Here is a 26,186-nt window from a genome sequence, read left to right as displayed (position 1 = left end):
ATTTGGGGTGACTGTAATGGATCGGTTAAAAAGCTTTATTGCCGTCGGTTTCGGAGGAGCAGCGGGAGCGTTATTGCGTTATTGCGTAATCTTGACCACTGCCCATTCCTTCTTCCCGTTTGGAACCCTCTTAATAAATATAGTAGGCAGCTTTTTACTTGGGATGATAAGTGGCTATTTCGCCTCAAAAAAGAAATCGTATGTTTTTTTGGCTCTGGGAAGCGGGTTTTGCGGCGGTTTCACCACGATGTCCACGTTTTCCCAAGAAATGGTGAATCTATTACAGACTTCTCTGCCATTTGCAGGACTGTATCTTGTGTCCACGCTTTTATTTGGTTTGGTCGCCGGTTTCCTCGGACTGTGCCTTTCTAATATAAGGAGAGGTGAGACCTTATGATAGAAGTTTTTTCAGTTTTTATAGGAGGCTTTTTTGGAGCATCCTCTAGATATGTCTTACAGATTATTTTTAATAGGCTATTGCCAGGTGGCTCAATACCCATTAGTATTTTACTGATTAACCTTATAGGATCTTTCGGTTTAGGAATGGCATTTCCACAGAAAGAAAGCTGGGCTTTATCTTTACAAGTTTTCATTACAATAGGTTTCTTAGGGGCTTTTACGACCTTTTCCACGTTTAGTATGGAAACACTAGAACTTATTAGAAAACACCGTTATATAGATAGTCTTATCTATATAACGGTGTCGGTTATAGGTTGTATCGGAACTTTCCTGTGTGGCTACTTAAGCATGTTATGACTTTATGCCGCTTACCTATGTTTGCTGGTAAAAAAAACCTGGTTTTCTCAGATATACATCTAATGCTATAATTCATAAGAATACATTACAAATGATTTATGGAACAAGTTGTTTTAGTCGCACAGGTTTTGTTAATAAGTCTGGCGGTTTTCCCCTGTGTTCTTTTCTTATCATTTTTCGGCCTGGAATTCGTAAACCGTCAACTCAGGACGCGAAAGAAAACGATAAGGGAGTCGGGTAGTGCCAAGCCCTCTATTAACATGTAACGTTAACGAATCGATTTCATACGTGCCTTCTCGGTACTTTTCAGCGTATGGGGGAGTTACAAGTGCTCCGGCAAAGGGAATTTGTACTTGGCCCCCATGACTGTGACCGCTTATTTGATACTGGATGTCGTAAGTCCTTGATATGTCGGCAAGGTCAGGAGCATGCGAAAGCATAATGGTGAACACTTCTTCTGGAATGCCTGAAAGGGCTTTTTCAAAATCCGGTTTTCCAAGCATAGCATCATCAACCCCGGCAATGAATATTTCTTCTGCCGTTAATAAGGTAATCTTAGTCGAGGTATTTTGCAGCATGGTAAAATGAGATTTATTCATGATATCGTTGTAAATTTCCGAGCCATATCCCCCATGATCATGGTTGCCATAGATGCTGAATTTTCCAAGCGGCGCTTTGAGCTGATTCAAAACAGGAGGGATTTTCTGTTGAGCCTTGTATTTATTAGGCTGGTCCATTAAATCTCCGGTAAATAAAATAACATCCGGGTCGAGTTGGTTTATCTTATTGACAATTGCTTGTAAATCTTTAAGCTGAAATTGAAAACCTAAATGAGTATCACTGAATTGGACCATTTTCATGCCATGGAAACCTTCAGGGATAAGGGGATGTCGAATGATTTTATGCTTGGTTTCTAACCATTTCGGCTCCAAATTATGGGCATAATAGCTGCCGCCAATACCTAAACCGGTTAAGGTAGCCAATGTACCAAGGCTTTTTTTTAAAAATGTTCTTCTGGATATGGGTTTATTCAAATTAATCAACCTATCTAATATAAAAATGTTACTTCCTCATACTAACAAACAATATTCATAAAATGAAGAAAATATCTTCTGTACGCACATGAAAAACATGTAAACTGGGGTTTAATGAAACCGTATCCGGTTTGAAATTGAACATCTATACGGAGGTAACATGATGACCGAACCAATGTTTATTACACTGATTATACTTCTATGCGCCATTGCGCTTTTTATACAAGGAAAATTCCGCGCAGATTTAATTGCACTTAGTGGACTTTCCATACTTGGTTTACTGGGGATACTTACATTGGATGAGCTAGTGGCCGGGTTTGCGAATCAAGCGGTGATCATGCTGGCTGGGCTATTTATCGTCGGTGCCGGCCTTTTAAATACAGGAATCGTGGAAAAGGCAGGAAATAAGTTGTTAGGTTTATGCGGGGGCAGTGAATGGAAATCGCTGCTTATCGTCATGCTTACAGCTGGAATATTAAGTGCGTTTTTAAGTGGAACGGGCATTGTTTCCATACTGCTTCCGCTCGTTATGAGCATGGCTTTACAACAAAAAACAAGTCCGACAAGGTATTTATTGCCCCTTGCCTATGCAAGCAGTATTGGCGGACTATTAACACTTACCGGTACACCCTCCAATATGGTCGTTGCTGATGTATTACGGCAAAACGGAATAGGAACATTATCATTTTTTGACTTTACACCAGTGGGCTTAATCGCTTTTGCAGCAGGATTATTGTTCATGTTGACACTTGGGCGCCTGTTACTACCCGAGAAAACGATTGCCGCGAACAATAGTGTCAAGGGACTGTCTGCAGGGGAGCTTGCCGGCATGTACAAAGTGTATGACCGATTGCATTATCTGCATATACCCGCTACTTCCGATATTGTTGGGGAAAGGCTGTCAGACCTTCAGCTTCCTATCCAGTATGAATTGACTTTGATTGAAATTCAGCGGAAGCCAAAGGATAAGCAATTGCCGCTGTTGCAAAGACAGCTGACGATTCCAGCCAGAGCGGATGAAGTTCTTCATCCTGAAGATATCATTTTGGTGTTTGGGGAAGAAGAAGCAGTTGAGAGATTGGCACTTAACTATGAACTGGAGTTTAAGCATTTCAATACCGAACAAATAAAAAAACATTTTCTAAGCAGTAGATTTGGATTGACGGAAATATTGATCGTTCCGAATTCGGATTATGAAAACCAGACATTGATAGATGTGCATTTTCGTGAGAAATACCAATGTAATGTGCTGGCAATCAATCGGAATGGTGAATATATTCAAGCGGATGTCGGTACGGAACGTCTGAAACCTGGGGATGCAATCCTGATACATGGAGAATGGGAGAACATTGAGCGGATATCCTCGGATTTACAGGATGTCATCGTTATTGGCAGTACTTCGGAAGATGGCTCTCCGGTCAACTCCAAAGGTAAAACATGGATTGCCTTGGGCATCACTGCATTGATGGTCATTCTTTTATCGATGGAGTCAATCCCTGCTGTGCTATCAGTTTTGACGGCCGCATTGTTGATGGTAATCACTGGCTGTGTCCGTTCGATGGAAGATGCTTACCAAAAGATTAACTGGGAACCTGTTCTATTGATCGCCGCCATGTTCGGAATAACGGCAGCATTGGATAATACGGGTGGAGTAAGAATGATAAGTGATTGGCTGGCCGTTCTATTCAGTAATATCGGGGCACATGGTATTTTAGCATTCTTTTACCTCCTGACACTTATCCTAAGCCAATTCATCCCGTATGGAGCAGCGACGGTAATCATGACGCCCATTGCCCTGACGTCTGCAGTGAATCAAGGAATCGATCCTCTTCCTGTATTTTTATGCCTTGCAGTTGCAGGCAGTTTGGCGTTATCCACGCCTAGGGTTGCCACTACAAATGCGCTTGTCATGACAGCAGGTGATTACAAGTATAAGGACTTTATCGTGATCGGGATATCCATACAGATCTTCATTGGCGTTATCATGGTGATCACCATCCCATGGTTCTTCCCTTTTTAATTAGTCATTAAGGCATTGTTCGATTTATGAACAATGCCTTTTCGACGAGGAATCGTTTAGTTTCATTCAAAAATCATGACTGAAAAAAGAGTTATGTTGTAGGAATTAAAATTATATATTATCAATACTAGAAACTAATGGTATAATTTTTGCATATTGGTGTTTCGTAATTAGGGGGAAGATGCATCATGGATACAGAAAAAATATTGAAGAATTTAGACAGGGTGACACCATTCTTTCAACCGATTTTCAGTGCAGATCAACATCAGGTAATCGGATATGAAATTTTAGGGCGTTATGAGGAACAATCAGAATATAAAAGCCTTGGCCCTTTTTTTCACGATTCTGCAGTGCCGGAAGAGTACAGGGTGGAAGTGGATAATTACGTTCTTGAAATAGCCTTGGAAAGAATAAAAGACTATGGTGAAGATTTTCTTATCTTTATTAACAGAGATCCAAATTTGCTTATGCTGGATCATGGCGAAGAATTCATGGAGATTTTACATCGTCATTTTCAACCGGAGGAAATGCACCGGATTGTGCTGGAATTATCAGACACGATCAGTCCGGAAAACTTAGACCCTTTGCAGCATGTGCTCGCTTATTTTAAAACATATGGGATTAAGATAGCTCTCGATCATTTAGGACAAGACACGCAATTGGACCGAATTGCACAAATTTCTCCGAATATTTTAAAAGTTAACCTGGACCAGCTTCGCATATCAGGTGGAGATGCCTATCAGGTCATACTGTTTTCTCTAACCATGCTTGCGCGAAAAATAGGCGCCAATCTACTATTTGAGAACATTGAGTCTGAATACCAGCTTCGCTTTGCATGGAAAAACGGTGGACGATATTATCAAGGGTATTTTTTGGCGAAACCGGAAGGTGAGTTCATCAATAAGGATTTATTGCGTGAAAAATTCCATCAAGAATGTCAGTCCTTCATTTCACTTGAGACCAAGAAGCTTGAAGCCGTTTATCAAAAGACTTCGCAATTCAACGAAAATATGCAAAGCTTCTTAAAACAGCAAAAGCGAGTTGGCTCCCATGAAGAATTTCTTCGTAGTTTGGCGAAAAAATTGGATTACATATGTTTTCGGCTTTATGTTTGTGATGAAGAGGGGTATCAAAAATCACCCAATATCCTCCATAAGGACGGGCAATGGTTAGTACAACCCAAATATATGAATAAAAATTGGAGCTGGAGACCTTATTTTCTCGAAAACATCGTAAAGATGCGTAATGAGAAGAAAGGAATTTTATCCGATTTATACAGTGATATCGAAACGGGAGAAACCATCCGGACCTTTTCATATCCCCTGAATGATAAGGAATACATTTTCTTTGATCTTTCTTATAGTTATTTATATGAAAATGAAGCCCTTTTATAGAAAAACGGTTCATGTATATAATCCCTTGAAGTGTGTAACATAAGCAGAAATGATGCACTTGGAGGAGACATATTTTGAGCACGTACATCTGGATTTTAATCATAATCGTTACAGTCATGGCGCTATATCTGCTCTTTTATACTTATTCTGTAGCAAGGGCACAGAAAGTGAAAGCCAGATATGATTCGATGATTGATGATTCGGTTAAAGAACATCCGTATTTAAAGAACCCGGTATTCGTTTCCCTTTTTGTCGGGACGGTTTTGGTTGCCGGTTTTATTTTTTACTATGCTTTTCAATAATTGCAAGAGGGAGATTTCGATTTCATGAAATCTTCTTTTTTTATTGTGAAGGAATGGGCAATGGTATCAAGGTATCCCGGAGAATTTGATTTTGTAGTTTGGCTTTGATTTTGACGGGTATTGAAAGGCATAGGCAAAAATCAGAACCATTAGGAGAAATTCTATAACTAGGAGATGATTGTAATGAGGAAATATCTAGTTGCATGTCTTGCCAGTGTCCTTCTTTTTTTAGGAGGAGGGTTAACAGCTTCAGCGGAGGGTTTACATAGAGAGGAAGTACTATCTTTAGTACAAGATGCCATGGAGAACCAAGGCTCGATCAGTGAGGAAGTACGTACTAAGGAAGCGATTGAAGGGAAGCTGGATGAACATTTCACAGGTGGTTTCATCAAGAAGTTTGTCCAAGCGAATGTAGTGAAAGTCGATGGCGGTTATACCACATTTGGATCAGATTTCGCTCCGTATTATATCCCTTTTTTCAGTTATGACAAGAATACGGAAATTGTATATGGGAAAAACGGTGATGTCATTAATGTTCAAGAGGAATTCCAGGGCACTGGGGACGGACCGGTATCGATGGAAAAACATGTTGAATCAGTTACATTGAAAAAGGAGAATGACGTTTGGAAGGTAATGGACGTAAAGTATGAAAGCGAAAAAATGAGATGAAGTATACAAAAGGAAAGTCTTCCTTCATCTGAAAAATATGGAGCCTGAAAAAGTCTAGAGGAGGGCAGCCTTCTCTAGACTTTTTGCTATATATTCAGTTCTTTTTTTATTTCGTCCAGTTCAAAACCGATAATGGCTTTCCCATCGATGACGACCGTTGGCGTGGAATAGGCGCCATATTTATTCGTTAGTTCTTTACGTGCATGTCCATCTGCTTTAATATCCTTTTCTTTGTATACGACATTATTATCATCAAAGAACATTTTCATGATTTTGCAGGGAGGGCAATCAGGTTGGGTATAAAGCGTTACGTCTTTCATTTCATTCCTCCATGTATGCTATATGTTAGATGTACTTTTTCATTATAGAGAATCGCAGGACATTTGAATAGGGAAAAACCTTGAAGGAACCTTTTTACTTAACCTTTTCCTGTTTTATCAGATAGTCTATCAGCCCCATGGAACAAACGTTTACGTCCATGGCGATGATTTCAAAAACGGGATGATCAGTAATGATTCCTTTTTCACCTAAATGAACCGCGACTTCCGTGAAAATATTTTTACTGGTTGCCGCTACTTGTTCCTCAAAGCTATCATATTCCCTATATGCCGATTTGGCAGTCTCCACAAATTTGGGCAGCCAATAATGAAGTTGTTTATATACTTCCTTAGGGTTTTCCGATACCCCGTAATGACCAAAATATATACGCTCGACGCCGATGCTTTCGTACAATTCCGCTGCAGCAAGCATCGCATCGGGATTAAATTGGTTTGGTGATGTGGATGGTAAATAAAATTCCAAACCTTCTTCATCAAGTTCACGATAAAAGATGCCGACGGTGTCACCTGAAAACATGCCTTTTGATACGGAATCGAAAATGCTTAAATGATGGTTTGCATGCCCTGGGGTGTCATAAAAGGTCAAGTAGGAATTATCACTGGTCTTTAGGGCTTCCCTATCATGTAAAGTCAGCATTCTTTCAAATGGAATAGGTAAAATCGGATTGAAAAGCTCATTGAATTCTTCACCATAGACAGCTTTAGCCCCAGCGATCAAACGTGTTGGGTCTTCTAGATGCCGTGCACCTTTTGGATGGACGATCACTTTGGCGTTCGGACAATGCTGTAAAAAAAGTCCCGCTCCACCTGCATGGTCCAAATGTATATGGGTAAGAATGATATATGTAATATCCACAGGGGAGATTCCCAAATCTTCAAGACCCTTCATTAAATGGGGGATGGAAGGGCTGGCGGAAGTTTCGACTAAAGTGATGTCTGTATCGGCAATTACATATGTTCCTGTTCGATTTCTTCTATTCAAATCAAAACCATCAATCAATGAAATGCGATAACCAAGTTCACTAATGTTTTGCAACTAGAATCTACCTCCAGAAAATTTTTCATGTACAAAATCCATTCCTTATTTTATTCTGTTAATAGTACCATGTAAAGAATGAAGTTTTAAATTATTCTGAATTTATTTCAGCGTGGCTACTGGATAGAAAAGTATGGTATAGTGAAACCTATCGAAAAGGTTTTATTCAGAAAGGAGAGGGAGTATGTCTCAATTACAGGGCATTCTTACCAGATTGAAAAGTCTTCAAGAGCAAGCGAAGGAATCTGAATCTGCTCAACGTTTTTTTGAAATAGATGGTGTGAAAAAGTGCCAGGTTACATATTTCAGCAAAACAGAAATGTTCGAGCTTGAAGTATACAGTGATAAAGGGAAATCAGCAAAATATCAATTCGATAATATTGATATGATTACCATTGAAATCTTTGATCTTCTTCAATCTTAAAAAATTATTAAAAGTCGCCTTCCCATGGAAGCGGCTTTTTTTATTGTGCATGAAACCGTTCAATTATTACTTTTTGAATGAAGAAGTGATTTTTACGACATCTTATTAATTGGAGGGATAAAAATGAAAAATCCAATGGTAATTTGTCCTGTTTGCGGAGAAGAAAGGGAAATGGAAAATGTATTAACGGCACAATCAAACCAAAATGTGATTTATCAATGCCCGGAATGCGGTTTTAAACAGGTTAACATTAAAACTAGTAAGGGGTAAGGAGCTTTGTCAAAATCCCACAGTTTGGGATTTTATTGATCTAGGAATGAGCCTTTTCTGCTTACATATGTTAAACTAATGAAAGAGCTGTATATAAAAACATATGGTAAGGGGTTTTAACATGATCGGTACTCATGATGGGGATTTATTGGAATCCAGCGTTAAAGACTTAATGATTTCTTCTGAACGCGTGGCCCACGTGCAGGTAACCAATAATTTAGAACATGCACTTTTGGTATTAACAAAGAGCGGTTATACGGCCATTCCTGTGTTAGATCCGATGTATAAACTGCATGGCTTAATCAGCACACCAGTCATTCTTGATTCAATTTTGGGACTGGAACGAATTGAATTCGATAATCTTGAGAATAAAAAAGTTTCTGAAATAATGAATATAGAAATACCTCGCCTGCATATTGAAGATACTTTGACAAAGGGTGTGGAATTGTTAATCGATCATCCGTTTGTCTGTGTAGAGAATGACGAACATGTATTTGAAGGTATCTTAACTAGAAGAGCAATCTTGAAAAAAGTATTTAAACAAAATACAGCTGAATAAAAATGTGGCTGAATATGGTTAACCTTAAGACTCGCCAGTTGGCGAGTTTTCTTGTTTTTACATATTTGTACCAGTTGATGGTAAAATCTAAAAACAGTTATTGCTTATTAGGAAAGGATGGCGGAAATTGGGCCAAGCAGTGGATAGAGCAAAAGTGCAGAATAAAAAATTGAAACGTCCCTTCGTTTTAGCTGCCATCATGTTGGCTATGTTTATGAATGCTATTGAAGGAACGATCGTTTCGACGGCTATGCCAGCTATTGTAAGCGATTTAGGTGGTTTTTCACTTTACAGCTGGGTGTTTTCAGGCTATTTGTTAATGAACGCTGTGACAGTCTTGATATATGGAAAGCTCTCAGATATTCTCGGTAGAAAACCTGTCTTATTATTTGGGATCGTTGTTTTCTTAATTGGCTCCCTTCTTTGCGGCTTTGCCAATTCCATGACGGAACTCATCATTTATCGCTTTGTACAAGGTTTTGGGGCAGGGGCTGTAGCTCCAGTAGCTTCAACGATTGTTGGTGATATCTATAAAAATGAGGAGAGGGCACGCGTTCAAGGGTATCTATCGAGCGTTTGGGGCATTTCAGCGGTAATGGGGCCGGCTTTGGGCGGCATGCTCGTTGAATCCCTGACTTGGAAGCTTGTATTTTGGGTTAATATTCCTCTAGGCTTACTATCTTTTATAGGGATTTGGTTTTTCCTTCATGAAAAAATTGAAAAGAAAAAACGTGATATCGATTACCTTGGTGCAACCCTATTGACGTTATCCATATCCACTCTTATGGTGATACTCGTAGAAGGGGGAGTAAAATGGTCATGGGCTTCAGCTCCAGTCATTTCACTGGCATTAGTGGCCATAATCGCCTTTATCTTATTCATTCTTCAGGAAATGAAAGCAACCGAACCGATGATGCCATTTGAAATCTGGCAGGAGCGCTCCATCTTGATTGCGAATCTTGTATCTCTGACGACAGGGGTGATGATGATAGGATTATCAAGTTTCCTCCCAACATTCGTTCAGGGTGTGATGGAACGCTCTCCTACGGTAGCTGGGTTTACATTGACAGCCATGTCAATTGGCTGGCCGATCGCTTCAATGGTATCAGGCAAGTTATTGATGAAAATAGGCTTCAAAGCAACCTCCCTCCTTGGAGGGTGCTCGCTGATCCTTGGGAGTTTGATCCTAGTATGGATGAAGCCAGAAGCAGGGCCCCTTATTGCTGCCATGGGATCCTTCTTTGTCGGTGTAGGGATGGGTTTGACTTCTACCTCATTCATTGTCGTCATTCAAAAAACAGTCAGCTGGGAACGCAGGGGGATTGCGACAGCTTCTAATATGTTCATGCGTAATTTAGGAAATACGGTAGGTGCAGCATTACTTGGAGGAATCATGAATACGAGACTTCAAGCCTATTTAAACGAGCATGCACCATCCGGTTCGGGAGTGACGATAGATACGGCAAATAAACTGTTGAACAGTGAAGAACGTACGAAGCTTCCTGAAAATGTGGTAAAAGTTTTGCAGGAAGGACTTACATTGTCTTTACAAACGATTTATCTCATTGTTCTAGTCTTCTCAGTAATCAGTTTCATGTTACTTACAAGACTAAGAAAGAATAAGAAGGCATATGAGAATAAGGCAGACTCATAATCGGGGCTTGCATTTAAGTGGAAGGGAAATGCGACTCGGATGATCATGGAATCAATCATGCGATCGAGACCGTATGTTGAATTTCTGCTGTCGATGTGCCTGCATTGAATGATGCAAAACTGATGACCAGCAATAATATGATCGTAAAAGGATATTCACTCCATTTCTTTTCCCTTGTAATATATGCGGACTTTGTTGATAATTAAATGTAAATAAATTAAGTCAGCATGATAAGAATTAATTATCAAGAGGTTGGTGTGTATGTCGTTTTCAGAATTTCATTTATTATCTGTACTTGCTCAGGAAATGAATATGAGAAAAGCTGCTGAGCGGTTGTTCGTTTCACAGCCGGCTTTATCACAGCGTTTACAATCAATAGAAAAGGATTGGGGATCGAAACTGTTTCTGCGTTCACAAAAAGGGCTGTCGCTGACGCCTGCAGGGGAAGCGGTAATCCGTTTGGCCAATGAGGTAATAGAAAAAGAAGAAAAGGTCAGGGAAAGTATCCAAGCTATGGATCATGAAGTATATGGTACTTTGAAAATAGCCTGTGCCTCGATTGTCGGTCAAAATTGGCTTCCGCAAGTATTAAAAAAATTCGTTCAAAAATATCCCTATGCCAAAATTTCATTAATCACTGGCTGGAGCAGTGAGATTTTAAAGTCTTTGTATGAAGGGCAAGTACATATTGGAATCATAAGGGGAGCCCCGGATTGGAAAGGGGTTAAACAGCATTTATTTACAGATATGCTTTATTTGGTGGATACTGAAATGAAGGAACTGAATCAAGTGTTTGAAACGGACCGGCCATTCATTCAGTTTAAAAGCGATTCGAATTATTACCAGGAAATTCAGGACTGGTGGCACCGACAATTTAAAACGACACCCAAAAACACCATAGTCGTGGATCAAATCGAAACATGCAAACAAATGGTATTTAACGGCATTGGATATGCAATCCTGCCTGCCATCACTTTACATGATAAAGATACGAATGTTTTTAAAATCCCTCTTCTAGATGGGCATAATCACTCAATCGAACGGGATACATGGCTTTGCGGCTATGAATCTGCTTTCCAGTTAAAGCAAGTCCAAGCATTCACGGAAGTGGTAAAAGAGCATATTCGCCAACAAGGAATGTTATGAGTCCGATGACGAAAATGTCAATAGGGCAGAATAATATTTAAGAGTGACATTCAACTTGTCTTGCCGGCATTTGTCTGTTAAATTTAAGACGAGTAATGATACATATTAGGAGGTTTTACCCGGAATGAATAAAATGGATGCAAATGAAATTATTTCTTTTATCTCAAATAGTAAAAAATCGACACCAGTAAAAGTATATGTCAAAGGTGATTTAGAAGGTATGGATTTTGGACCAGCTTCTAAAACCTTCATTACAGGAAATACAGGGGTTGTATTCGGTGAGTGGTCTGATGTCGAAGAGGCAATCGAGGCAGCGGGGACAAAAATCGAGGATTATGTAGTTGAAAACGATCGCCGTAACTCTGCCATTCCTTTATTGGACCTAAAAGGCATCAAAGCCCGTATCGAGCCTGGAGCAATAATCCGTGACCAAGTATCGATCGGTGACAATGCAGTGATCATGATGGGAGCATCGATCAATATTGGCTCCGTCATTGGTGAAGGCACAATGATTGACATGAATGCAATACTGGGAGGACGTGCAACAGTGGGTAAAAACTGTCACGTTGGTGCAGGTGCAGTATTAGCAGGTGTCATCGAGCCTCCTTCTGCACAACCGGTCATTTTGGAAGACGATGTTTTAATCGGAGCTAATGCGGTGGTTCTTGAAGGTGTGAAAATCGGTCAAGGTTCAGTTGTAGCGGCTGGTGCAATTGTAACGAAAGACGTTCCGCCTTACTCAGTGGCTGCTGGTATCCCGGCGAAGGTCATTAAACAAATTGATGAAAAAACTAAATCAAAAACAGAGATCATGCAAGAACTTCGCCAACTTTAATTTCTTAAGTGAATATTGCCTTAAGCGTGGATATAATTATCCACGCTTTCTGTATAGGAGGGAATAATGTGAAAACAAATCCTTTTGCCGAGATCCGGCGTGATTTGCATCAAATACCGGAGATAGGATTTAAAGAATATAAGACGCAGCAATATCTATTGAATTACATAACGAGTCTTGCCTCTGAGCGAATAGAAATAGAAACTTGGCGAACGGGGATATTCGTAAAAGTGAAGGGAAGGAGCCCTCGGAAAATAATTGGCTATAGGGCAGATATAGACGGTCTGCCGATAAAAGAGGAAACTGGGCTGCCCTTCGCATCCAAACATGAGGAACATATGCATGCCTGCGGCCATGATTTTCATATGAGCATCGGTTTGGGATTATTGACGTATTTCGCCGAAAATCAAATCGATGATGACTTGCTATTCATTTTCCAGCCGGCAGAAGAAGGCCCTGGTGGTGCGGAACCGATGCTTAAATCGGAGACCATGAAAAAATGGAAGCCTGACATGATCCTTGCTTTACATATTGCTCCAGAGTATCAAGTTGGAACGATTGCCGTTAAAGAAGGGCTTCTATTTGCCAATACATCTGAATTGTACATCGATTTGAAAGGTAAAGGAGGGCATGCAGCCTATCCACATGAAACAAAAGACATGGTCATCGCGGCCTGCTCGCTTGTAGGGCAACTGCAAACCATCGTTTCGCGGAATGTAAATCCACTTGATTCAGCTGTCATTACAGTTGGGAAGATTACTGGAGGAACCGTTCAAAATATTATTGCAGAGACAGCGCGGCTAGAAGGCACAATACGAACCCTTAACCCCGAATCGATGGTAAAGGTCAAGTCAAGAATTAAAGCGCTTGTGGATGGTATACAAGTTGGATATGAGTGCTTGGCAGAAATCGACTATGGTGCGATGTATCACCAGGTGTATAATGAGGAAAGGCTGACCCGGGAATTCATGGAATTTACAGACAAGGCATCGGATGTTCATTTGCATCGCTGTACTGAAGCGATGACCGGTGAAGATTTTGGATATATGTTAAAGGAGATTCCAGGTTTCATGTTCTGGCTAGGGGTTTCATCAGAATACGGATTGCACCATGCTAAGTTGAGTCCGGATGAAAGTGCGATCGAACTCGCGATTAACCATTTGACGGATTATATAACGTTTAAAGGAAACAGAGCTTAAAAAACGCTTTTCAGGACGGAACATTAAAGAGAGAACGAATGATGTTGGAGGGCTTATTGTGAAAAAAGAATTTGCGGTGATTGGACTTGGCCGTTTTGGCGGCAGTATAGTCAAGACATTGGCTGAAGAGGGATTAGGAGTGCTGGCCATTGATGCAGACGAAGATCGAGTGAATGAATTTGCCAAAATAGCTTCTCATGCCGTAGTAGGGGATACGACAGATGAAAATGTGCTGAGAAACATAGGAATTCGTAATTTTGATCACGTCATCGTAGCGATTGGCGAGAATATTCAAGCAAGTATATTGACGACTCTCATGCTTAAGGAATTGGGTGTCGGAAATGTTACGGTAAAAGCGCAAAATGATTATCATGAGAAGGTTCTTCGTAAAATCGGGGCCGACTTCGTTGTGCACCCCGAACGAGATATGGGGAGAAGGATTGCACATAATATCGTCTCCAATAATATTCTCGATTATTTGGAGCTATCTGATGAACATTCCATCGTCGAAATTGTTGCAAGCCAAAAGATGAATGGAAATTCGATATTTGATCTTGATATCCGAGCCCACTATGGGCTGAATATCGTCGCGATTAAAAGAGGGAACGAAATAAATGTCTCCCCACAGGCAAGCGATTTAATACATAAAGGTGATATATTGATCGTCATCGGAGCGGATTCGGACATCAATCGTTTCGAAAAAAAGATTGTAGAATAAGCAAGCGTCCTGCTAAATTAGTATCAGGCAGCGCTCACTTTCTTTTATCAAAGGAAAACAAAAAGGTTTCGGAATGGTCTCATACCGAAACCTTTTTGTTTTTTTATTGGTTTTGAAGCAGATACCGAGAATAGCCTGCAGCGAAAATTTTTTTAAGTTCCCTTAAAGTAGTCCAACGCATACGATACTTCTTTTGCGTCTTTCGAATACACGCTCTTTCGTTTCTTTACGTTTCGCATATATTGATTTTACATCTTCATTATGACGCAGATGATCTGCTTCTTCCATAATTCTTGCCAAAAATAGCGTGTCGCCGCTTACTTTCGGAAGCTATCATCAATACCCGATAGAAAATCTGTTCAAACAGGCCAGTATCTTTAAAGCTCCGCCCATTTTTTTTCGCGATCGTAGAGAAAGCAGACCTTTGAATAAATATCTTTCACCAAGTCATGCCCGAAAGCAAGTGCCCTACGTTCCAATCGCCGGTCAAATTTAGTAAACCTAAAAAAACTGTGGACAAACTCAATTATAATCGAGTTTGTCCACAGTCTGAAAACCCAGCCATATGATGGCTGGGTTTTTTTGTTTATTGGACTTCCATGATGATCGGTAGGATCATAGGACGGCGTTTAGTTTTTTCATATAGGAATGGAGATAAAGTGTCTGTAATCTCATTTTTAATTTCAGACCATTGAGTAGTTTTGCGATCCATCACTTTATTTAAATGCTTAGTGATCAAGGATTGAGCATCACTGATCAGGTCTCCCGATTCCCTCATATAGACAAATCCGCGTGAGATGATGTCAGGGCCGGACGCAATTTTGAATTCCTTCATATTTATGCTGACAACGACAACCACAAGACCTTCTTCGGAAAGAATCCGACGATCGCGTAAGACGATATTACCGATATCCCCGATGCCGCTTCCATCGATATAAACGGAGCCTGAAGGGATTTTACCAGCAATTTGTGCTGTGTTTTCACTTAAGGAAAGAACTTCACCATTATCCATGATAAAGCAATTTTCTTCCGGGACACCGCAATCGACTGCATGACGGGCATGAAGTTTTTGCATGCGATATTCACCATGGATTGGCATGAAGAATTTTGGCTTTATCAAACGAAGCATTAGTTTTTGTTCCTGCTGTCCGCCATGACCTGAAGTATGAATATCATTCAGTGGCCCTGAAATGACGTCTGCACCTGCACGATATAATTGATTAATCGTTCTGGAAACACTGATTGTATTACCAGGAATAGGTGAAGAAGAAAATACGACTGTATCACCAGGAATGATTTGAATTTGACGGTGAGTCCCATTTGCTATCCTTGACAGTGCTGCCATTGGTTCACCTTGGCTGCCTGTACAAAGGATGGTTACTTTGTTCGCAGGCATACGATTTAATTGCTGTACATCTATAAATGTATCTTTAGGCGCTACGATATAACCAAGGTCTTGGCCAATTGATATGGCGGAATCCATACTGCGGCCAAAAACAGCTATTTTACGGCCATTAGCCACGGCTGCTTCTACAACTTGCTGAAGGCGATGGATGTTCGATGCAAACGTTGCAAAAATGATCCGGCCGTCAACCTTACGGAAAATGTCTTGAATGGTATCGCCGACACGGCTTTCAGACATAGTGAAGTTCTGCACTTCACTATTTGTGCTATCCGAGAGTAAGCACAATACGCCTTCTTTGCCAATTTCAGCCATCTTGGTCAAGTTTGCTGGCTCGCCAACAGGTGTGAAGTCAAATTTAAAATCACCAGTATGGACAATTTGCCCAGGTGGCGTTTTTACAACGATTCCATAAGAATCAGGGATACTGTGAGTTGTGCGGAAGAATGAGACGGAAGTCTTCCGGAACTTGATCACTTCATCTTCACTGATTTCAATCATGGTTGTCTGACGTAAAAGGCCATGTTCTTCCAATTTATTCCGAAGTAATCCAAGTGCAAGCTTCCCGCCGTACACAGGGACATTCACTTTTCTAAGTAAATAAGGAATCCCGCCAATATGGTCTTCATGGCCATGCGTGATGAAAACACCTTTAATTTTATCTACATTTTTCTCTAAATAGCTGTAATCCGGAATCACATAGTCAATACCGAGAAGTTCATCTTCAGGAAATTTAATTCCAGCATCAATGACGATGATCTCATCTTGAAACTGAACAGCATATGTGTTCTTACCGATTTCGCCTAAACCGCCCAGGGCGAATACAGCTGTTTGATCATTTTTTACAAATTTCATAAATTATAGCTCCAATACTTTGTAATCTTCATTTTGTTTTTCATATTCTAAATATGCTCCGGTTACCGGTAGTACAATTTCTACGTTATAAGGTTCTTTTTTTAATTTTAAACGGACGTCACGAACAGATTCACCTTCAACAAACACTGTTTTAGTATTCTCCCTGATGGGAACCTCTGCTATGGTTACTTGATAGTATACCTTAAAAACCATTTTAATCTCTCCTCACTTGTTTGCATTGCTTTTTTCATTATATATAAAAACAACAATTTTTTCATGTTTTTCAACATCATGTAAAAATAAACCCAGCTCCGCCATAAAAACGGAAGGGGTTTTGATGAATTAAATATACCAATGTCTAAAAAAGTATATAAAAAAATAGATGGCAGATATCGGGTATCAATCCAATTATAGCTTCCTCTATCATATATCCTATCCGTTTTTACTATGTGTAAAACTTAAATCGCTAAGAAAAGTTTCTGCAAGCTTCTTTTCATGCGAAAATAGTTTACTCACTTTATCTTATTTAAATGGGATCCTTTTTCGCAGACGATTTCTTTCTTAATTATATAGTACCATTGGGTACAGCGTTTCATGAAAAGACAACGGCTAATAATTTGATGAATTATGTAATCACCTTGCATATCAATGCCAAGATAGAAAGAATGCTTAACAAGAACTTTACAACAAGGAAGAAGCCCTCCGCAAGTTTTTGAAGGGCTGTCCGAAAAAAATTCGCATATGGATGACGGCCATGGCAGGATATGAATGGCAAATCATGCGATAGATTTTTTTCTTAAAAGATCATTCCACTGTTTAACAAGCTTTTTACGAAGCTTTTTTAACATGGCGATCACGCTCCCTTAGTTATTATTGTATAGGATTATTCAATAATGTAAATATGTCTTTACAAGTACTTGGCCCATTTTTGAAAAAAAAGGCACATTCATACCGACAACTGTGATTTCAGAGGCAAGAAGGAGGGGAGAAGTGTAAGATGGAAAACCTGAGTTTTAGTTCTATTAAGAATAGTATATGCTCATTCTTGAATACAAACCGTAACTTTGAGTGGAATTCGGTAGAGTTACTTGACTTATCTTGATGACAATTATTAAATGGGTACATATTAAAAAAGGAAAAATGAATGAATTGGAAGTGAATCGTTAGTGAAAATCGTATTTTTTGATATTGACGGAACATTGCTTGATCATGAAAAAAAGTTACCTGCTTCAACGAAAAAAGCCATTAAGCAATTACAGGATAGCGGGGTTTTCGTAGCGATTGCCACTGGAAGGGCACCGTTTATGTTCGAGTCTTTAAGGGAAGAACTGGGCATCGATACATTCGTTAGTTTCAATGGACAATACGTTGTTTTTGAAGGGAAAGTCGTTTATAAAAACCCTTTGAGCATAACTGAGATAAAAAGGCTCCACGAACATGCTGAAAATAATAAAATACCAATCGTTTTCATGAATGAGGAGACAATGAAATCGAGTGTCCCACATCATAGCAGAATTGAAGAAGCATTAAGCACCTTGAAGTTCCCACACCCTGAACATGTGGCAGACTTTTATGAGGACCATGAAATATACCAGGCCTTATTATTCTGCTCGGAAGATGAAGAAGGGAATTTTGTTGGGAAATATAATGACTTTCACTTTATTAGATGGCATGAATACTCGACGGATGTACTTCCATTCGGGGGTTCAAAAGCTGAAGGCATTAAAATATTAATGGATAAAGTCGGGTTTGCTCTTGAAGATGTTTACGCCTTTGGAGATGGCTTAAATGATATAGAAATGTTAAAAGTAGCGGGATATGGCGTGGCAATGGGGAATGCCGGTCAACTTGTGAAGCAAGAGGCCGACTTTGTAACGAAGGATGTCGATGATGATGRCATACTTTTTGGTTTGAAGGAACTTGAACTGATTTAAATAAAAACTCCCGTCAACCAAAAGACGGGAGTTTTTGTCGCTTATACGTTACCTTTCCACCGCAATGGAATTTTCCGGAACGGCATAGGGTTCTTCCTGATTGATATGATCATAAAACATGATTCCATTAAGATGGTCGATTTCATGTTGAAAGCAAATGGCTGCGGTGCCTTTAAGGCGGAGCTGAACCGAATTTTCTTCCAGGTCCGTACCCACAACCGTTATTCGAGCATAACGTGGTACATAGCCGGAAACGGGGCGATTAACGGAAAGACAGCCTTCTCCGGATGTCAAGTATGCTTTCTCCACTGAATGACTAATGAGTTTTGGGTTGAAAAGTGCATAGCTATACAGTTGATCATCTTTTTCTTTCAAATGGACCGCAATCATCCTTTTTGAAACATTAACCTGTGGTGCAGCCAAGCCTATTCCTGCCCTTAACCCGTATAAAGCAGCAATATCGGGCTTTTGGCTGTTTTGGACGTATTCCATCAAGCTAGCTAAAAGTTGCTTATCTTCATCTGACGCCGGAAGTGGAACCTCCAGCGCGACTTTCCTTAATATCGGATCGTCTTCCTTAACAAAATCATCCATAGTAAGCATAATCTTTCACCCCATAGAAATTCTTATAATATGTATAGGTTATTTTAACAAAAAAAATGCTGAAAGTTAATGGGAGGGATGGAATCGGTCGACAAATTCCTATCCCAGCCATTATTTGTTGAGGTCTTTTAAAAAAAAATAGAAATTTTTTTGTGAATAGGGTAAATAGATAACATTTTCGGGTAAAGGTAAAAGTAATTATCTGTTTAGCAAAAGCAAGCGCCGACAATGATGAGCAGAATGAACAGGACGATGATTAGGGCGAAGCCGCTTCCAAAGCCGCAGCCTCCACCACATTGACCACCGTAACCAAAGCTGGGTTCAACGGAAACCGGATAACTACAATCCTGGTTGTAACCTCCATACATATTTTCATACCTCCGTTTTTGTATTAGTAAAATATTGACCACTCTGATTTGAAACGGTCCCTACAGCCTATGCAGTATGGTTTAAAGGGTGTAGGCTTGCGCCCAGTAATGAAAAATTCATGTTCGGAATATGATTAGTACAAGTGTCTGTGCTTAAACAGAAATTTAGAGAAATATGAATCTACAAAGAACTATCAGAAGGAGCTGTCTATGTTGAAGCGTTTTGGTCCATATGTTATTTTACTTCTTTTTTTAGCGATCTTGACCGGTTGTTTTAATGGTTCACCGGAAGAAAGAATCCACAAGATCCTAGAGAAAACTGCAGAAAAGGAAAGTGATTTCACCGAGAATCAGGAGCCACTTAATGATTTGGAGAAAAAAGAAAAAGAACAGTATGAGAAAATCATTAAACTTGGCTTGGAAGAGTATGAACAAATCGTCGAGCTTTCAGATGAAGCAACTAAAAATATTGACCAAAGGGAGGAAATAATTGAAAAGGAACAAAGCAGCATGCAATCCTCGAAAGAACAATTTAATAAGATAGATGAACAAATCGGGAAAATAGAGGATGAAAGGGTAAAAAAAGAAGCGACTGAAATGAAAAAGGTCATGAGTGAACGTTATAGCACCTACGACAACTTATATGATGCCTATCAGCAAAGTCTGGCAAATGATCGTGAATTATATGAACTGTTTAAAAAAGAGGATTTGAAAATGGATGAATTACAAGGACAAATCGAGAAAATCAATACTTCCTATACAAAAGTTTTGAAAGCGAATGAGCAATTTAATGCATTAACGGTAAAGTCCAATCAAAAAAAAGAAAGTTTTTATGACAGTTCGGGCATAGAAATGGCTGACTCAACAAAATAATATAAGTAATGATGGGCTGTGATCCTCACTCACAGCCCATTTTTTGTGGATCCAGTTTTCTATAAACTGAAAAATTCTAGAATGATTTTTAAATGCAGATAGCCGAGGGTAAATTTCAGTACCTGTACTAAAAAAAAATGAAAATAGAAAATCTAACAGCAGACTGATATGAAAGCGTTTGAATATTTTTTTAGAATATTATCTTAAAGGCTCAAATGCCTTTAGTTAAAGCGGTTTTGGAATCGATTGGATATGCTGAGGGATTGAAATATTATCTTTATTCATCCATAAATTGAAAAATGGTGGGGGATTAATAGTACAGTTGTAAAACGAAAACTGATACAGAGAAGAAGTATGAGTATTGTAGATTCTCGTAAATCAAAAAAATAAGGAACTCCAAGTGATTGACTTGATGTTAATTCATCTTGTAAACTAAATCTGTAAAAGTTCTTGTATCATTTTCCTTGATTTTTTTTATGGTACAGAATAAGATTGAGACATATTAAGCATATCCACGTTTGAGGGATTGGTCTTAAGGGAAAAATAAAACAATGAATTGTTGAAGAAACTATAAAGCAAACTATTTTTGCTTTAGAGAATAATAATAGCAAACCTTTTTAATGAAAGGATGAGGTGCCAAATGGCTCAAAAAACTAAACAAGCTAAAATTAATGTTCAAGATCAGCTTAAGAAAGTGGAAGAACAATTTGAAACTTTCCAAATTTTAAATGAAGAGGGAGAAGTCGTTAACGAAGCGGCAATGCCTGATTTAAGTGATGAACAACTGCAGGAATTAATGCAACGTATGGTTTATACCCGCATTTTGGATCAACGTTCTATATCACTGAACCGCCAAGGCAGATTAGGGTTCTATGCACCGACTGCCGGTCAAGAAGCTTCTCAGATCGCTTCCCAGTATGCATTGGAAAAAGAGGATTTCATTCTTCCAGGTTACCGTGACGTGCCGCAAATCGTTTGGCATGGCCTGCCGCTTTGGCAAGCATTCTTATTCTCTCGGGGACATTTTAAAGGAAATCAAATTCCTGAAGATGTCAATGTGATTTCCCCTCAAATCATTATCGGTGCTCAATATATCCAAGCTGCCGGAGTGGCACTTGGTATGAAGAAACGCGGAAAAAAAGCTGTAGCAATCACTTATACCGGTGACGGTGGAACCTCACAAGGTGACTTCTATGAGGGAATTAACTTTGCAGGTGCATTTAAAGCGCCAGCTATCTTCATCGTGCAAAATAACCATTTCGCAATCTCAACTCCGGTTGATTTACAATCAGCATCGAAAACATTGGCCCAAAAGGGTGTGGCTGCAGGTATTCCTGGCATCCAAGTTGATGGTATGGATGCATTGGCTGTTTATACAGCAGTTAAAGAAGCGCGTGAACGTGCAATTAATGGTGAAGGCCCTACATTGATTGAAACATTAACTTACCGTTATGGACCACATACGATGGCTGGGGATGACCCGACACGTTACCGTACTTCAGATATGGATAATGAGTGGGAATTAAAAGATCCATTGGTTCGTTTCCGCAAGTTCTTGGAAAACAAAAAACTCTGGAATGAAGAATTAGAGAACGAAACAATAGAAAAAGCAAAAGACGATATTAAAGAAGCAATCAAAAAGGCTGATGCAGAACCTAAGCAAAAGGTTACAGACCTTATTGAAAACATGTATGAAGAAATGCCTTATAACTTAAAAGAACAATATGAAATTTATAAAGAGAAGGAGTCGAAGTAAGCCATGGCTCAATTGACGATGATTCAAGCAATTACAGAAGCATTACGTACAGAACTTAAAAATGACGAGAATGTACTCGTTTTTGGAGAAGATGTTGGTCTTAATGGAGGAGTTTTCCGTGCAACGGAAAATCTTCAAAAAGAATTCGGCGAAGATCGTGTATTTGATACACCTCTAGCTGAATCCGGAATCGGTGGATTAGCTGTCGGTCTTTCCTTGCAAGGTTTCCGTCCTGTTCCTGAAATACAATTCTTCGGTTTCATATATGAAGTAATGGACTCCGTAAGCGGTCAGCTTGCTCGTATGCGCTACCGTTCAGGCGGACGTTACAGTGCGCCGGTTACAATTCGCTCACCTTTTGGAGGCGGAGTGCATACTCCGGAAATGCACGCTGATAGCTTAGAAGGTTTAATGGCTCAGCAACCTGGGTTAAAGGTAGTTATCCCTTCCACTCCTTACGATGCTAAAGGCTTATTGATTTCGGCGATTCGTGATAATGACCCTGTCATTTTCCTTGAGCACATGAAATTGTACCGCTCTTTCCGTCAGGAAGTTCCTGAGGAAGAATATACAATTCCATTAGGAAAAGCGGATGTGAAAAGAGAAGGAACGGATTTATCCATTATTACGTATGGTGCGATGGTACAGGAATCAATCAAGGCAGCTGAAGAATTGGCTAAGGAAGGTCATTCCGTAGAAGTGGTCGACTTACGGACTGTATCTCCATTGGATATTGATACAATCATTGCTTCTGTAGAAAAAACAGGACGCGCAATCGTTGTTCAAGAAGCACAAAAACAAGCTGGTATAGCAGCGAATGTTGTCGCGGAAATTAACGAACGTGCCATTTTGAGCTTGGATGCTCCAGTACTGCGAGTGGCGGCTGCTGATACGGTATTCGCGTTTTCACAAGCTGAAACAGTATGGCTCCCTAATTATAAAGACATTATTGAAACGGCGACTAAAGTCTTGAAGTTTTAACAATCTTAAGCAATGGAATGAATGTCCTGCTTGAGAAAGTAATTTCGCATTAACGGTAATGCAAGATAAAGGACTTTATTCAAAGCACTAAGTATGATTTAATATAGGAGGTTGAACTCAGTGGCATTCCAATTTAGACTCCCTGATATCGGAGAAGGTATACACGAAGGTGAAATAGTGAAATGGTTTGTAAAACCAGGAGATAAGATTCAAGAAGATGACGTGCTTTGCGAGGTTCAAAACGATAAGGCCGTTGTTGAAATCCCATCACCAGTGGAAGGTACCGTTGAAGAAATCCTTGTTCAAGAAGGAACGGTTGCCGTTGTAGGTGATGTACTTGTAACATTCGATGCTCCAGGATATGAAGATCTTCAGTTTAAAGGGGATCATGGAGAAGAAGCGAAGGCAGAGGGTGCTAAGAATACGGAGGCCCAGGTTCAAGCTACAGCTGAAGCTGGACAGGAAGTCAAGAAAGAGGCTGCTCCGGTTCAAGAAAATAGTGCAGAAACGGGCGCGGGATCACAACCACAAGTTGAGGCGGATCCTTCACGACGTATTATCGCCATGCCTTCTGTTAGAAAATATGCACGCGAACAAGGGGTAAATATTCGTGAGATTTCTGGTTCAGGGGATAACGGCCGCATCATGAAAGATGACATCGATGCTTTCAAAAACGGCAAAACGGCTCCACAGCAACCAGCAGCTCAAAGTGAAGCTTCACAACAAACTGATACGGAAAAAACCGAAAAACAAAAAGTTTCAATTCCAGAAGGGCAATATCCTGAAACTCGCGAGAAAATGAGCGGTATGAGAAAAGCGATCGCCAAAGCAATGGTTAAATCCAAACAGACAGCTCCACATGTAACATTAATGGATGAAATCGATGTGACGCTATTGGTTGCTCACCGTAAAAAATTCAAGGGAATTGCTGCAGAAAAAGGAATCAAGCTTACTTTCCTACCTTATGTTGTTAAAGCGTTAACAAGTGCATTGCGTGAATTCCCTATGCTAAACACATCATTTGATGATGAGGCTAGTGAGATTATCCATAAACACTATTACAATATCGGAATTGCTGCAGACACAGACAAAGGGCTGCTCGTTCCAGTTGTAAAAGATGCAGATCGTAAATCAACTTTTGCTATTTCACAAGAAATTAATGAATTAGCGACGAAAGCCCGTGACGGCAAATTGGCTCCTAACGAAATGAAAGGTGCTTCTTGCTCCATTACGAATATCGGTTCCGCAGGCGGTCAATGGTTCACACCTGTAATCAATCATCCAGAAGTTGCCATTCTAGGGATTGGACGCATTGCCGAAAAAGCAATTGTACGCGACGGGGAAATTATCGCCGCTCCAGTTCTGGCATTATCACTGAGCTTTGATCACCGCATGATTGATGGGGCTACTGCTCAGCATGCATTGAATCATATCAAAAAGTTATTGAACGACCCAGAATTATTGTTAATGGAGGCGTAAACAATGGTAGTAGGAGATTTTCCAATCGAAACAGATACTTTAGTGATCGGTTCAGGCCCAGGGGGATATGTTGCCGCAATTCGCGCAGCGCAGCTTGGACAGAAAGTAACGGTCGTTGAAAAAGGAACAATCGGCGGAGTTTGTTTGAATGTAGGCTGTATCCCATCGAAAGCTTTAATTTCGGCAGGACACCGCTTCCATGAAGCTCAGCATTCAGAAGACATGGGTATCTTTGCAGAAAAAGTTACTGTTGATTTTTCTAAAGTACAAGCTTGGAAAGGTACTGTTGTAAAAAAATTAACTGGCGGTGTAAGCAGCCTGTTAAAAGGTAATAATGTTGATGTTGTAACTGGCGAAGCTTACTTCGTTGATGAAAACAGCATCCGTGTTATGAATGAAGACTCAGCGCAAACATATACATTTAAAAACGCAATCATCGCTACTGGTTCATCGCCAATCGAGATTCCGTCATTTAAATATACGAAACGTGTACTTAATTCCACTGGTGCTCTTGCTCTGGAAGAAGTTCCAAGTTCGATCGTGGTAATCGGCGGAGGTTATATTGGTACTGAGCTTGGCGGAGCGTTCGCAAGTTTTGGCACTAAAGTGACCATCCTTGAAGGTACAGAAGAAATTCTTTCTGCAGGCTTTGAAAAACAAATGGCAGCACTTGTTAAACGTAACCTTAAAAACAAGGGCGCTGAAATTGTTACTAAAGCAAATGCTAAAGGCGTGGAAGAAACTGAAACAGGTGTAACCGTTACTTATGAAGTAAAAGGCGAAGAGAAAAAAGTTGAAGCCGATTACGTTTTAGTAACAGTGGGACGTCGTCCTAATACTGCAGAAATCGGTTTGGAACAAGTCGGAATCAAAATGACTGACCGCGGTTTGGTCGAAACGGATAAACAATGCCGTACAAGCGTGAAAAACATTTATGCAATCGGAGATATCGTTTCTGGACCTCAGTTGGCTCATAAAGCTTCTTATGAAGGTAAAATTGCTGCTGAAGCCATTGCAGGACATTCATCTGAAATCGACTATCTTGCTATTCCGGCTGTTGTATTCTCTGAACCGGAACTTGCTTCTGTCGGTTATAATGAAAAAGAAGCGAAGGAAGCTGGAATCGAAGCACTTGCTTCTAAATTCCCATTCGCTGCAAATGGACGTGCCCTTTCATTAAATAATACGGACGGATTTGTGAAGCTTATCACTCGCAAAGAAGACGGATTGGTTATAGGAGCACAAATTGCAGGACCAAACGCTTCTGATATGATTGCAGAACTTGGTTTAGCTATCGAAGCGGGAATGACTGCCGAAGATATCGCCATGACAATCCATGCACATCCAACATTAGGGGAAATCACAATGGAAGCTGCTGAAGTTGCCCTTGGAACTCCTATTCACATCATTAAGTAATTATTTTTTAAAAAGCGTACTGCAAATGCAGTACGCTTTTTCTTATTTGCCAGATAAAATGAAGGATTACCCCAATTCATAAATTTTTCTTTACACTAGTTAAATGAAAAGGACAAAAAGGGCATAAGCTATAAAAAGGACGTCTTACTTTTTTCCTTGAAAAGG

25 protein-coding genes and 4 pseudogenes are annotated in these 26,186 nt (G+C 39.9%); 21 read left to right on the top strand and 8 right to left on the bottom strand.

Features of this window, described 5'->3' with window-relative positions:
- Positions 1-16: 16 nt before the first annotated feature.
- Both AC1DVK_RS01285 and crcB read left to right on the top strand, forming a co-directional pair.
- Positions 17-397: a fluoride efflux transporter FluC gene (locus AC1DVK_RS01285; protein ID WP_061462244.1), complete on the top strand. Its 381-nt coding sequence runs from the start codon at positions 17-19 to the stop codon at positions 395-397.
- Positions 394-756, top strand: a complete 363-nt coding sequence (crcB, locus tag AC1DVK_RS01280) for a fluoride efflux transporter CrcB (protein ID WP_089362367.1) — start codon at positions 394-396, stop codon at positions 754-756. Before AC1DVK_RS01285 ends, crcB begins: the two co-directional genes overlap by 4 nt.
- Positions 757-926: 170 nt before the next feature.
- On the opposite strand, the gene AC1DVK_RS01275 is transcribed toward crcB, so the two are convergent.
- On the bottom strand, positions 927-1,790 hold the full coding sequence (locus tag AC1DVK_RS01275; RefSeq protein ID WP_410860209.1) for a metallophosphoesterase: 864 nt from the start codon (positions 1,788-1,790) through the stop codon (positions 927-929).
- A gap of 163 nt (positions 1,791-1,953) precedes the next feature.
- On the opposite strand from AC1DVK_RS01275, the gene AC1DVK_RS01270 reads away from it, so the two are divergent.
- The 4 genes from AC1DVK_RS01270 to AC1DVK_RS01255 all read left to right on the top strand — a co-directional run bounded on the left by AC1DVK_RS01270 (position 1,954) and on the right by AC1DVK_RS01255 (position 6,175).
- Positions 1,954-3,810, top strand: a complete 1,857-nt coding sequence (locus tag AC1DVK_RS01270; protein WP_250211770.1) for an SLC13 family permease — start codon at positions 1,954-1,956, stop codon at positions 3,808-3,810.
- A 188-nt stretch (positions 3,811-3,998) separates the two neighbouring features.
- Positions 3,999-5,204 (top strand): EAL domain-containing protein, encoded by a 1,206-nt coding sequence (locus tag AC1DVK_RS01265; RefSeq protein ID WP_410860210.1) that lies wholly within the window; start codon positions 3,999-4,001, stop codon positions 5,202-5,204.
- 74 nt (positions 5,205-5,278) lie between these two features.
- Positions 5,279-5,506, top strand: a complete 228-nt coding sequence (locus AC1DVK_RS01260; RefSeq protein ID WP_089362370.1) for a hypothetical protein — start codon at positions 5,279-5,281, stop codon at positions 5,504-5,506.
- Positions 5,507-5,689: 183 nt separating this feature from the next.
- The gene (locus AC1DVK_RS01255) at positions 5,690-6,175 is read left to right on the top strand and encodes a DUF3993 domain-containing protein (RefSeq protein WP_477625686.1); all 486 of its coding nucleotides are present in this window, start codon (positions 5,690-5,692) and stop codon (positions 6,173-6,175) included.
- Between the two features lie 86 nt (positions 6,176-6,261).
- Here the strand turns inward: AC1DVK_RS01255 and AC1DVK_RS01250 are convergent, their stop codons facing one another.
- The gene (locus tag AC1DVK_RS01250; RefSeq protein WP_061462251.1) at positions 6,262-6,495 is read right to left on the bottom strand and encodes a glutaredoxin family protein; all 234 of its coding nucleotides are present in this window, start codon (positions 6,493-6,495) and stop codon (positions 6,262-6,264) included.
- Positions 6,496-6,589: 94 nt separating this feature from the next.
- Positions 6,590-7,549, bottom strand: coding sequence for an MBL fold metallo-hydrolase (locus tag AC1DVK_RS01245; protein ID WP_477625685.1), 960 nt, complete (start codon positions 7,547-7,549; stop codon positions 6,590-6,592).
- A gap of 184 nt (positions 7,550-7,733) precedes the next feature.
- Here AC1DVK_RS01245 and AC1DVK_RS01240 point away from each other — a divergent pair, with 184 nt between their 5' ends.
- From AC1DVK_RS01240 to AC1DVK_RS01205, 8 genes are all read left to right on the top strand, one after another.
- On the top strand, positions 7,734-7,973 hold the full coding sequence (locus AC1DVK_RS01240; protein WP_061462253.1) for a YkuJ family protein: 240 nt from the start codon (positions 7,734-7,736) through the stop codon (positions 7,971-7,973).
- A 123-nt stretch (positions 7,974-8,096) separates the two neighbouring features.
- Complete coding sequence (locus AC1DVK_RS01235) at positions 8,097-8,243, top strand: hypothetical protein (protein WP_089362373.1); 147 nt, start codon at positions 8,097-8,099, stop codon at positions 8,241-8,243.
- Positions 8,244-8,364: 121 nt separating this feature from the next.
- A complete protein-coding gene (gene cbpB / locus AC1DVK_RS01230; RefSeq protein WP_061462254.1) occupies positions 8,365-8,802 on the top strand; it encodes a cyclic-di-AMP-binding protein CbpB in 438 nt (145 codons plus the stop codon).
- Between the two features lie 127 nt (positions 8,803-8,929).
- Positions 8,930-10,456, top strand: a complete 1,527-nt coding sequence (locus AC1DVK_RS01225; protein ID WP_477625684.1) for an MDR family MFS transporter — start codon at positions 8,930-8,932, stop codon at positions 10,454-10,456.
- A 261-nt stretch (positions 10,457-10,717) separates the two neighbouring features.
- Positions 10,718-11,602 carry a LysR family transcriptional regulator gene (locus AC1DVK_RS01220; RefSeq protein WP_061462256.1) on the top strand — a complete coding sequence of 295 codons (885 nt, stop codon included), beginning with the start codon at positions 10,718-10,720 and terminating at the stop codon, positions 11,600-11,602.
- Between the two features lie 124 nt (positions 11,603-11,726).
- Positions 11,727-12,437, top strand: a complete 711-nt coding sequence (dapD, locus tag AC1DVK_RS01215; protein WP_477625683.1) for a 2,3,4,5-tetrahydropyridine-2,6-dicarboxylate N-acetyltransferase — start codon at positions 11,727-11,729, stop codon at positions 12,435-12,437.
- A 68-nt stretch (positions 12,438-12,505) separates the two neighbouring features.
- Positions 12,506-13,636 carry an N-acetyldiaminopimelate deacetylase gene (locus AC1DVK_RS01210; RefSeq protein ID WP_477625682.1) on the top strand — a complete coding sequence of 377 codons (1,131 nt, stop codon included), beginning with the start codon at positions 12,506-12,508 and terminating at the stop codon, positions 13,634-13,636.
- Between the two features lie 58 nt (positions 13,637-13,694).
- Positions 13,695-14,354: a potassium channel family protein gene (locus tag AC1DVK_RS01205; protein WP_089362376.1), complete on the top strand. Its 660-nt coding sequence runs from the start codon at positions 13,695-13,697 to the stop codon at positions 14,352-14,354.
- A gap of 145 nt (positions 14,355-14,499) precedes the next feature.
- Here AC1DVK_RS01205 and AC1DVK_RS01200 read toward each other — a convergent pair.
- The 3 genes and pseudogenes from AC1DVK_RS01200 to AC1DVK_RS01190 all read right to left on the bottom strand — a co-directional run.
- Positions 14,500-14,642, bottom strand: a pseudogene (locus tag AC1DVK_RS01200) (transposase); the annotation flags it as partial.
- 298 nt (positions 14,643-14,940) lie between these two features.
- The gene (rnjA, locus tag AC1DVK_RS01195) at positions 14,941-16,611 is read right to left on the bottom strand and encodes a ribonuclease J1 (protein ID WP_061462260.1); all 1,671 of its coding nucleotides are present in this window, start codon (positions 16,609-16,611) and stop codon (positions 14,941-14,943) included.
- A gap of 3 nt (positions 16,612-16,614) precedes the next feature.
- A complete protein-coding gene (locus AC1DVK_RS01190; protein WP_061462261.1) occupies positions 16,615-16,824 on the bottom strand; it encodes a DNA-dependent RNA polymerase subunit epsilon in 210 nt (69 codons plus the stop codon).
- A gap of 953 nt (positions 16,825-17,777) precedes the next feature.
- Between AC1DVK_RS01190 and AC1DVK_RS01185 the strand changes: the two genes are divergently transcribed.
- Positions 17,778-18,545 (top strand): Cof-type HAD-IIB family hydrolase, encoded by a 768-nt coding sequence (locus AC1DVK_RS01185; RefSeq protein ID WP_477625681.1) that lies wholly within the window; start codon positions 17,778-17,780, stop codon positions 18,543-18,545.
- 48 nt (positions 18,546-18,593) lie between these two features.
- On the opposite strand, the gene def is transcribed toward AC1DVK_RS01185, so the two are convergent.
- Together def and AC1DVK_RS01175 are read right to left on the bottom strand one after the other, a co-directional pair.
- Positions 18,594-19,148, bottom strand: a complete 555-nt coding sequence (def, locus tag AC1DVK_RS01180; RefSeq protein WP_061462263.1) for a peptide deformylase — start codon at positions 19,146-19,148, stop codon at positions 18,594-18,596.
- A 206-nt stretch (positions 19,149-19,354) separates the two neighbouring features.
- Positions 19,355-19,459: pseudogene (locus tag AC1DVK_RS01175) on the bottom strand (YjcZ family sporulation protein); the annotation flags it as partial.
- Positions 19,460-19,726: 267 nt separating this feature from the next.
- Between AC1DVK_RS01175 and AC1DVK_RS01170 the strand changes: the two are divergent.
- The 6 genes and pseudogenes from AC1DVK_RS01170 (at position 19,727) to lpdA (ending at position 26,021) form a co-directional block, all read left to right on the top strand.
- Positions 19,727-20,389, top strand: coding sequence for a YkyA family protein (locus AC1DVK_RS01170; RefSeq protein ID WP_477625680.1), 663 nt, complete (start codon positions 19,727-19,729; stop codon positions 20,387-20,389).
- A gap of 640 nt (positions 20,390-21,029) precedes the next feature.
- The gene (pdhA, locus tag AC1DVK_RS01165) at positions 21,030-22,145 is read left to right on the top strand and encodes a pyruvate dehydrogenase (acetyl-transferring) E1 component subunit alpha (RefSeq protein WP_061462265.1); all 1,116 of its coding nucleotides are present in this window, start codon (positions 21,030-21,032) and stop codon (positions 22,143-22,145) included.
- A 3-nt stretch (positions 22,146-22,148) separates the two neighbouring features.
- Complete coding sequence (locus AC1DVK_RS01160) at positions 22,149-23,126, top strand: alpha-ketoacid dehydrogenase subunit beta (protein ID WP_061462266.1); 978 nt, start codon at positions 22,149-22,151, stop codon at positions 23,124-23,126.
- Positions 23,127-23,246: 120 nt separating this feature from the next.
- Positions 23,247-23,411, top strand: a pseudogene (locus tag AC1DVK_RS01155) (biotin/lipoyl-containing protein); the annotation flags it as partial.
- Between the two features lie 243 nt (positions 23,412-23,654).
- A pseudogene (locus AC1DVK_RS01150) lies at positions 23,655-24,605 on the top strand (dihydrolipoamide acetyltransferase family protein); the annotation flags it as partial.
- Between the two features lie 3 nt (positions 24,606-24,608).
- Entirely contained in the window at positions 24,609-26,021 is a 1,413-nt protein-coding gene (gene lpdA, locus AC1DVK_RS01145; protein WP_061462268.1) for a dihydrolipoyl dehydrogenase, read from the top strand.
- Positions 26,022-26,186: the final 165 nt, after the last annotated feature.

The organism is Peribacillus sp. P4_B1, assembly GCF_056402395.1.
This window is presented reverse-complemented; position numbering and strand designations above follow the sequence as displayed.